The 7,242-nt window shown below is 70.0% G+C and carries 6 protein-coding genes; 1 reads left to right on the top strand and 5 read right to left on the bottom strand.

The window, feature by feature from the left end; translation table 11 throughout:
• Positions 1-221: 221 nt before the first annotated feature.
• Positions 222-1,316, bottom strand: coding sequence for a hypothetical protein (locus ML539_RS15250; RefSeq protein WP_243325294.1), 1,095 nt, complete (start codon positions 1,314-1,316; stop codon positions 222-224).
• Between the two features lie 95 nt (positions 1,317-1,411).
• Between ML539_RS15250 and galU the strand changes: the two genes are divergently transcribed.
• Positions 1,412-2,284 (top strand): UTP--glucose-1-phosphate uridylyltransferase GalU, encoded by an 873-nt coding sequence (galU, locus tag ML539_RS15245; protein WP_243325292.1) that lies wholly within the window; start codon positions 1,412-1,414, stop codon positions 2,282-2,284.
• Between the two features lie 13 nt (positions 2,285-2,297).
• Here galU and ML539_RS15240 read toward each other — a convergent pair whose 3' ends face one another.
• The 4 genes from ML539_RS15240 to mnmG form a co-directional block, all read right to left on the bottom strand.
• A complete protein-coding gene (locus ML539_RS15240; RefSeq protein WP_243325289.1) occupies positions 2,298-4,421 on the bottom strand; it encodes a cation-translocating P-type ATPase in 2,124 nt (707 codons plus the stop codon).
• Positions 4,422-4,439: 18 nt separating this feature from the next.
• Positions 4,440-4,646, bottom strand: coding sequence for a heavy metal-associated domain-containing protein (locus ML539_RS15235; RefSeq protein ID WP_243325287.1), 207 nt, complete (start codon positions 4,644-4,646; stop codon positions 4,440-4,442).
• A gap of 16 nt (positions 4,647-4,662) precedes the next feature.
• The gene (locus tag ML539_RS15230) at positions 4,663-5,163 is read right to left on the bottom strand and encodes a MerR family transcriptional regulator (RefSeq protein WP_243325286.1); all 501 of its coding nucleotides are present in this window, start codon (positions 5,161-5,163) and stop codon (positions 4,663-4,665) included.
• A gap of 76 nt (positions 5,164-5,239) precedes the next feature.
• Entirely contained in the window at positions 5,240-7,123 is a 1,884-nt protein-coding gene (gene mnmG / locus ML539_RS15225) for a tRNA uridine-5-carboxymethylaminomethyl(34) synthesis enzyme MnmG (protein WP_243325285.1), read from the bottom strand.
• Positions 7,124-7,242 lie beyond the last annotated feature (119 nt).

Here is a 7,242-nt window from a genome sequence, read left to right as displayed (position 1 = left end):
GTCCCGCGGAACCCTCAAAGGCTTCCTATCTTCTATCCGGTTTTCAAAGACGCCCTCCGCGCTCTCGCACGGTCCGGAAGAACCTTCCAGCCCTTCCCGGCACCCCGCAGCCTCAACTGCGCAGGACGTTTAGATTACCAGGGGAGCGCTTCGACGCAAGCGGAAATTTTTCAGAAGGGGCGCGCCAATGTTGCGTCTCTGGGGAAAACGCCAGCTGGCGCCTAGGAAATCCCCAGTTTCAGAAGGGTGCGCCGCTTGCCTGATTCCACTGCGGGCTGATCGAAGGGGTCCACTTCGAGCGCCATGCCGCACAACCCGACCACCAGCTGCCAGGCCATGAGGAAGGCGCCCAGCGATGCTTCGTCGAGCGCCTCCAGGTGCCAATGGATGACCGGCACACCAGCGTCTTCGAGCGCCTCGCGGGTTCCCTCCGCCTGGGCGCGGACCACCTCCGCGCCGCCCCGGCGACCCAGCCCCGGGAAGGGGCATTGGACCGGCGGATCAGAAGGCTCCACCCCTTCCCCGGAACCGACGGTGACCATCACCACGCCGACGTTGCGCGGGCCGTCGAGCCAGCGCTGCAGCTGGGCGTGCTGGTCCTGGGGACCCACGGCTCGGATGGGCGTGAAGCCGCGTCGGCTGCCGTCCTTCGCCTGCTTGCCGAGGCTTTCCGCGATCAACTGCACCCACCATCCGCCCACGGTCTCCAGGCGCGTGGCGTAGGGCATGATCACCCACTGATCCACGCCGCTCAGATAGCCCTTGGTCAGGGTTCCGACCATGTCCCACACGCGCTCGCCCCAGGGGCCATGTCCTTGCTCCGCCTGCGTCAGCGCCTCGCGGGCGCCAGCGAGGAAGCGGCCGGCATCCCGACCAGCCCAGTGCAGCGGAAGCGTCCCGATGGGCGTGAAGGCCGAGTAGCGCCCGCCCACCTCCACCGGGATCGGCAGCAGCGTCCACCCTTCGGCCCGGGCCAGCTGCGCCAGCGGATTCTCATCGTCCTGGGTGATGGCGATGGGCGCCCGATGCCAGCGTCCCCAGCCCTCCTGGGCGCGCAACCGCCCGATCCAGCTCCAGAGCTCCAGCGTGCGTCCGCTCTTGGAGGCGAACACCAGCTGATCCTCAGGCTCCAGGCGCAGGTCATTGGGCTCGGGCGAGGTCAGCGGGTGCCAGCGACGGCGGAACGGCGCCTCGGCCAGGGCCTGGATGAGCGCGTCCGCCGGCAGCACGGAGCCTCCGATCCCGCACCAGAGCAGGCGGCCGGGCCCCAGGGACGCAGGCAGGGCCGGGCCCTCCACCGACCGCCATCCCGACATGGGATGTCCAACCATCTGTCTCCACAACGCCTTCGGGTCCATTCAGGGTCCTCCCATCGCAGCCATCTTAGGCCATCATGATCCACGGAGCCCCTATGCGAACCCTCCGGAAAGCCGTTATTCCCGTGGCCGGCCTGGGCACGCGCTTCCTGCCCGCCACCAAGGCCCAGCCCAAAGAGATGCTGCCGCTGGTCGACACGCCCGTGATCCAGTACGTGGTGGAGGAGGCCATCCGCGCCGGGGTGGAGAGCATCGTGCTGGTGACCGGGCGCGGAAAGGGCGCCATCGAGAATCATTTCGACGTCGCCTACGAACTCGAGGACACCCTCCGCCGGCGCGGGAAGCATGACGACCTCGACCTCGTGCGGGACATCACCCACCTCGCGCAGTTCGCCTACGTGCGCCAGGGCGAGCCGCTGGGTCTGGGCCACGCGGTGCTCTGCGCCCGCCATGCCGTGGGCGATGAGCCCTTCGCGCTGCTCCTGGGCGACGATGTCTTCGACGAGCGCGATTCGGCCCTCGAGGCCCTCATCACCGCCTATCACGCCACGGGGAAGTCCGTGGTGGGCGTCCAGGAGGTTCCGGAGGATCACGTCTCGCGGTACGGCATCGTCAGCGCTCCCCGCGACCGCGAGTCCATGTGGGACGTGACAGCGATTGTCGAAAAGCCGAAACCCGAAGACGCGCCCAGCCGGTGGGCCGTGGTGGGGCGCTATGTGCTGGAGCCCCGCGTTTTCGACCATCTGGCCGCCCTCAAGCCAGGGGTCGGCGGCGAGTACCAGCTCACGGATGCCCTGGCTCTCCTCGCCAAGGAGGACCGCCTGGTGGCCGCCCCGATCCCCGCGCAGCGCTTCGACACCGGGAACAAGCTCGACTACCTGAAGGCCAATGTGGAGTTCGCCCTCAAGCGAGAGGATCTGCGGGACGACTTCGCCACCTACCTCAAGGAGCTGGCGAAGCGCCTCTAGCGCGTCTGCCGCTTTACCGCCGCAGGCGCAGCGCGTTCAGGACCACGGTGAGGGAGCTGAGGCCCATGGCCAGCCCCGCCAGCATGGGCCCGCCGAACCGCTCCAGCTGGCCGGAGGCCGCCAGGGGCACCAGCACCAGGTTGTAGCCGAAGGCCCAGCCGAGGTTCTGCCGGATGATGCGGTGAGTCCGCAGAGCGAGCCGCCGTGCGGCCAGGATGGGATCGAGCCCCGGCCGCAGCAGCACCAGGGGAGCTGCCGCCATGGCCGCGCCCGTGCCCTGCTCGCCCGCGCCCGAGCCCATGGCGATGCCGCAGTCCGCCTGGGCGAGGGCCGGCGCATCGTTCACCCCATCACCCACGAAGCCGACCACGGCGCCCTGGACCTGGAGGTCCCGGATCTGCGTGAGCTTGTCCTCGGGACGCAGGCCCGCGGAAACGGAGGAGATGCCGACGGCCTCCGCCATGCGGGCGGCCGGCTCGGGGCGGTCTCCGGTGAACAGATGGAGGCGCAGGCCCTGCTGCTTGAGCTGCCCGACCACCGCGGAGCTCTCGCTCCGGAGCCGGTCGCCCAGGATGAACACGCCCTTCAGGCCCGAGCCGTCCGCCAGGCCCACGGCGATTCCATCCTCATCCACCCTGGGGAAGGTCACCCCGAGGAACGCGGCGCTGCCCAGCCGCCAGGCCGTCCCTTCAATCTCGCCGCTGACGCCCCCGCCGGGATGGGCCCGGAAGGAGGACACCTCCTTCAAGGCGCCGCCATGAGCCCCATGGGCCACGACCAGCCCCCGGGCGATGGGGTGCTCGGAATCCCGCTCCAGGCTCGCCGCGAGCCGCAGCAGGTCCGCTTCGGCCATGGCCGAGGTCCCCACGATCCGGCGCAGGCGGGGCCGCCCTTCCGTGATGGTCCCGGTCTTGTCGAACGCCAGGTCCGTGGCCTGCCCCAGGGCCTCGAGGGCGGCGGCGTCCCGCACCAGCACACCCTTCCGCGCCGCGGAGCCCAGGCCCACCATGACCGCCACCGGCGTGGCGAGGCCGAGGGCACAGGGGCAGGCGATCACCAGGAGGGTGACGGCCGGTCGCCAAGCCTCGGCCAGGGCCCCCGTAGCCATCCACCATCCCGACAGGGTCAGCATGGCAAGAACCAGGATGGCGGGTACGAAGACGGCGCTGATGCGGTCCGCCAGATCCTGGGCCGGGGCCTTGGAGCCTTGCGCCTGCGCCACCAGTGCGGCCATGCGGGCGAGTTGGGTCTGTGCTCCCACGGCCTGGATCTCCATCTCGAGCATGGAACCGTGCACCACGGTCCCTGCCACCAGGCCTTCGCCAACTCCCTTGGGCACGGGAAGGGGCTCGCCGGTGAGCATGGATTCATCCACCTCTGCCTGGCCGGCGATCACGCGGCCATCGGCCGGCACCGCGTGACCCGGGAGCACCCGCACCCGGTCGCCGGGATGCAGGTCCCCCACCGGGACCTCCGCCACGGAGCCATCGGCACCGAGGCGCAGGGCCGTGGGCGGCGCGAGGGCCAGCAGCTCCTTCAGTGCGTCCGCGGCCTTGGCCTTGGCGCGGGCCTCCAGGTACTTGCCCGTCAGCAGGAAGGCCACCAGGGCGGCTGCCGTCTCGAAGCTGAGGTGGTGGACGCCATTCAGCCATTCCGCCACGGCGAACAGCCAGGCGACGCCCGAGCCCAGGGCGATGAGCGTGTCCATGGAGGCTTGGCCATGCCGCGCCTGACGTCCCGCCCGGACGAAGAAGCCCCAGCCCGCCCAGAAGACCACGGGCGCCGAAAGGACCGCCTGGAGCCAGCCCGGCAGGTGGAGCCCCAGGCCGGGGACCATGGCGAGCAGGAGCGGAGCCGTGAGGATGAGGGCCACGAGCATCCGGTTCCGGGCGGGTGCCGGATCGTCGTCTGCCTGGGCGACGAGCTGGTCGGCCCGGGGCCGGCCCAGGCCATAGCCCGCATCCTCGACCTGCGCCGCCAGAGTCTCGAAGCTGGCCTCGCCTTCCACCGTGGCGGTGGCGGTGGCCAGGTTGACGGAGGCGGCCCGGACGCCGGGTGATGTGGCCAGGGCCTTTTCCACATGGCGCACGCAGGACGCACAGGTCATGCCTGTGACGGTGTAGGTCTCGACGCTCATATGCCTTCCGGACGGGGCCTAGGCCTGTTCCGACATCTGGTAGCCGGCCTCGGCCACCGCCGCCGACAGGGCCTCGAAGGTCGCGGTGCCGCTCACGGTGGCGGAGCTTTTGGAAAGGTCCACCACCACGTCCGTGACGCCGGGCGTGGCGCGCAACGCCTTGTCCACGTGACGGACACAGCCCCCGCAAGTCATGCCGGTCACACGATAGGTCTGGGTGTTCATGGGTTCTCCCGGGGGGTCAGGCCCGCAGTTCCATCAGGGCTGGCAGGCGCTTGGCTTCAGCGAGCAGGGTTTCCATCAGGTTGCAGCCGAGGTCGCTGCTCTGTCCGTCGGGGGTGCCCAGGGTGACGCGGAGGATCTCGACCAGCAGCTGGATCTCGGCCAGCTTGCTTTCGAGGGCCCTGAGCTTGCCGCCGAGGGCATCGCGCACATGGGCGCAGGGGGCGCTGTCCTGCCGCAGGGCCCGGAGCAGTTCCTGCACCTCGTCGAGGGTGAACCCCGCCGCCTGGGAGGCCTTCAGGATCCGCACCCACTGGACGGCCTGGGGGGGGAACAGGCGGTAGCCCTTCGGAGACCGCGGCAGCTCGCCGAAGACCCCGGCGTCGGCATAGAAGCGCAGGTTCCTGGCTGTCAGGCCCGAACGGGCGGCGAGCTGGCCAATCTTCAGCATGCGTGGCGCAGCAGAAGCCGGGGCAGGGGCCGGAGCAGGTGCGGGGTGGAGGTCAATGACGGTCGACATGGGACCCTCCCGAAGACGAACACCCCCAGTCTAAGATTCCAGTTACATGGAAGATCAAGGATAAAATCACAAAAAACTATATGCGCGAGGAACGATGAATATGCAGGTGCAGCAGGGTCACGGCGGCCGGGGTGATGCCGGGGATCCGGCTGGCCTGCCCCAGGGTTTCGGGCCGGTGCAAGATTAGCTTTTCCAATACTTCCTTCGACAGGCCGTGAAGGTGCTCGATGCGGAAGTCCGCGGGGATCCTCACGTGGTCCCAGGCCCGGTGGCCCTCGAGGAGGCGGGCCTCCCGCTCGCGGTAGGGGGCGTAGCGCAGCTCGAAGAGCAGCAGGTCCCGCTCCCGGTCCGGATCCCAGCCGGGCCCAGGGGCGGCCCACCCGTCCAGCAGGGCCAGGCAGGCTCCGGCCTGCTCAGGTCCCATCTGCTGCCGGCGGAGCAGGTCCGACAGAGACAGCCCGGCCTCCAATCCCAGCCCGGCGGACGCGGCCACGGGCCCGAAGGGGCTGGTCTGGGTCACCCAGGCGGCCTCGCACTGGGCCCGCAGCCGTTCCCGCCGCGCCACCTTGGCCTCCACCAGGGCCAGTTCCCCGGGCTGGAGGGCCCCCAGGTCCCGGGCGACGTCAAGAAGACGGGCGTCCGCCAGGTCGCAGGCCAGGCCCAGGCGGTGCTCGGCCCGGGCCGTGAGCATGCGGTAGGGCTCGTCCGTGCCCTTGGTGACGAGGTCATCGATCATCACGCCCAGGTAGGCCTGGTCCCGGCCGAGCACCACCGGTTCCCTGTCTTCCAGCCAGCGCGCGGCGTTGATGCCCGCCAGCAGGCCCTGGCCGGCGGCCTCCTCGTAGCCCGTGGTGCCGTTGATCTGGCCCGCGAACCAGACGCCTTCCAGGCCCGTCACGGAGAGATCCCGTCGAAGCTGCAGGGGATCAAAGCTGTCGTACTCGATGGCGTAGCCGGGGCGCAGGATCTCGGCGGCTTCGAAGCCCGGGAGGCTCCGCACCATGCGGAGCTGCACGTCCGGCGGCATGGAGGTGGAGAGGCCCGCCAGGTAGATCTCCTCGGTCTCCAGGCTCTCGGGCTCCACGAAGATCTGGTGCCGTCCCTTGTCCGGGAACTTCACGAACTTGTCCTCGATGGAGGGACAGTACCGGGGCCCGACGCCTTCGATGTGCCCGCCGTAGAGGCTCGACTTCGGAAGGTTCTCCCGCACGATGGCCTCTGTCTCCGCCGTGGTGTGCACGATGTGGCAGGGCACCTGGGGCTGGGGGATGCCCGGGCTGAAGAAGCTGAAGGGGCGGGGCGGGTCGTCGCCGGGCTGGACCTCCAGGCGCGCAAAGTCGATGCTGGCCTTCGCCAGGCGCGGGCTGGTGCCGGTCTTCAGGCGCCGGTGGCGCAGCCCCAGGCTTCGCAGCTGCTCCGCCAGATGTGTGCTGGCGGGCTCCCCGGCCCGGCCCGCCTCGATGCGGCGCTCGCCGATGAGGATGCGCCCGTGGAGGAAGGTTCCGCTGGTGACGACCACGGCGTCGCAGGGCAGCACAGAACCGTCCAGCAGCTCCACCCCGCGGAGGCCACGGGTGCCCTCGGACCAGAGGAGAGCCGCCGCGATGCCTTGGCGGAGGTGCAGGTTCGGCGTGTGCTCCAGCAGGGCGCGGGCGGCGATGCGGTACTTCACTTTGTCCGCCTGGGCCCGGGGGCCGCGCACGGCCACGCCCCGGCTCTCGTTGAGGATGCGGAAGTGGATGCCCGTGGCGTCGATGAGGCGCCCCATGGCGCCACCCAGGGCATCCAGCTCGCGCACCATGTGGCCCTTGCCCACCCCGCCGATGCTGGGGTTGCAGCTCATCTGGCCAATCTGGTCCAGGTTCATGGTGAGGAGGGTCGTGGCCGCCCCCAGCCGGGCGGCGATGTGCGCAGCTTCTATGCCCGCATGTCCCCCGCCAATCACCACCACCTGCTTCACCCGGGCCTCCGAAGGGTGACAGGATACCCGCCCCGATCTCCGGCCACGGGACTCTGCGGGATGTGAGAAAATGGCCCCATGCGACCCCGTTTGAGCCCAGAGGAACGCCGCGACCGCCG

Origin of the sequence: Geothrix sp. SG200, assembly GCF_022808935.1 — a bacterium.
GTDB classification, from domain to species: Bacteria; Acidobacteriota; Holophagae; order Holophagales; family Holophagaceae; genus Geothrix; species Geothrix alkalitolerans.
Note: the sequence above shows the minus strand (reverse complement) of the source record. Positions and strands in the feature narration are given on the sequence as shown.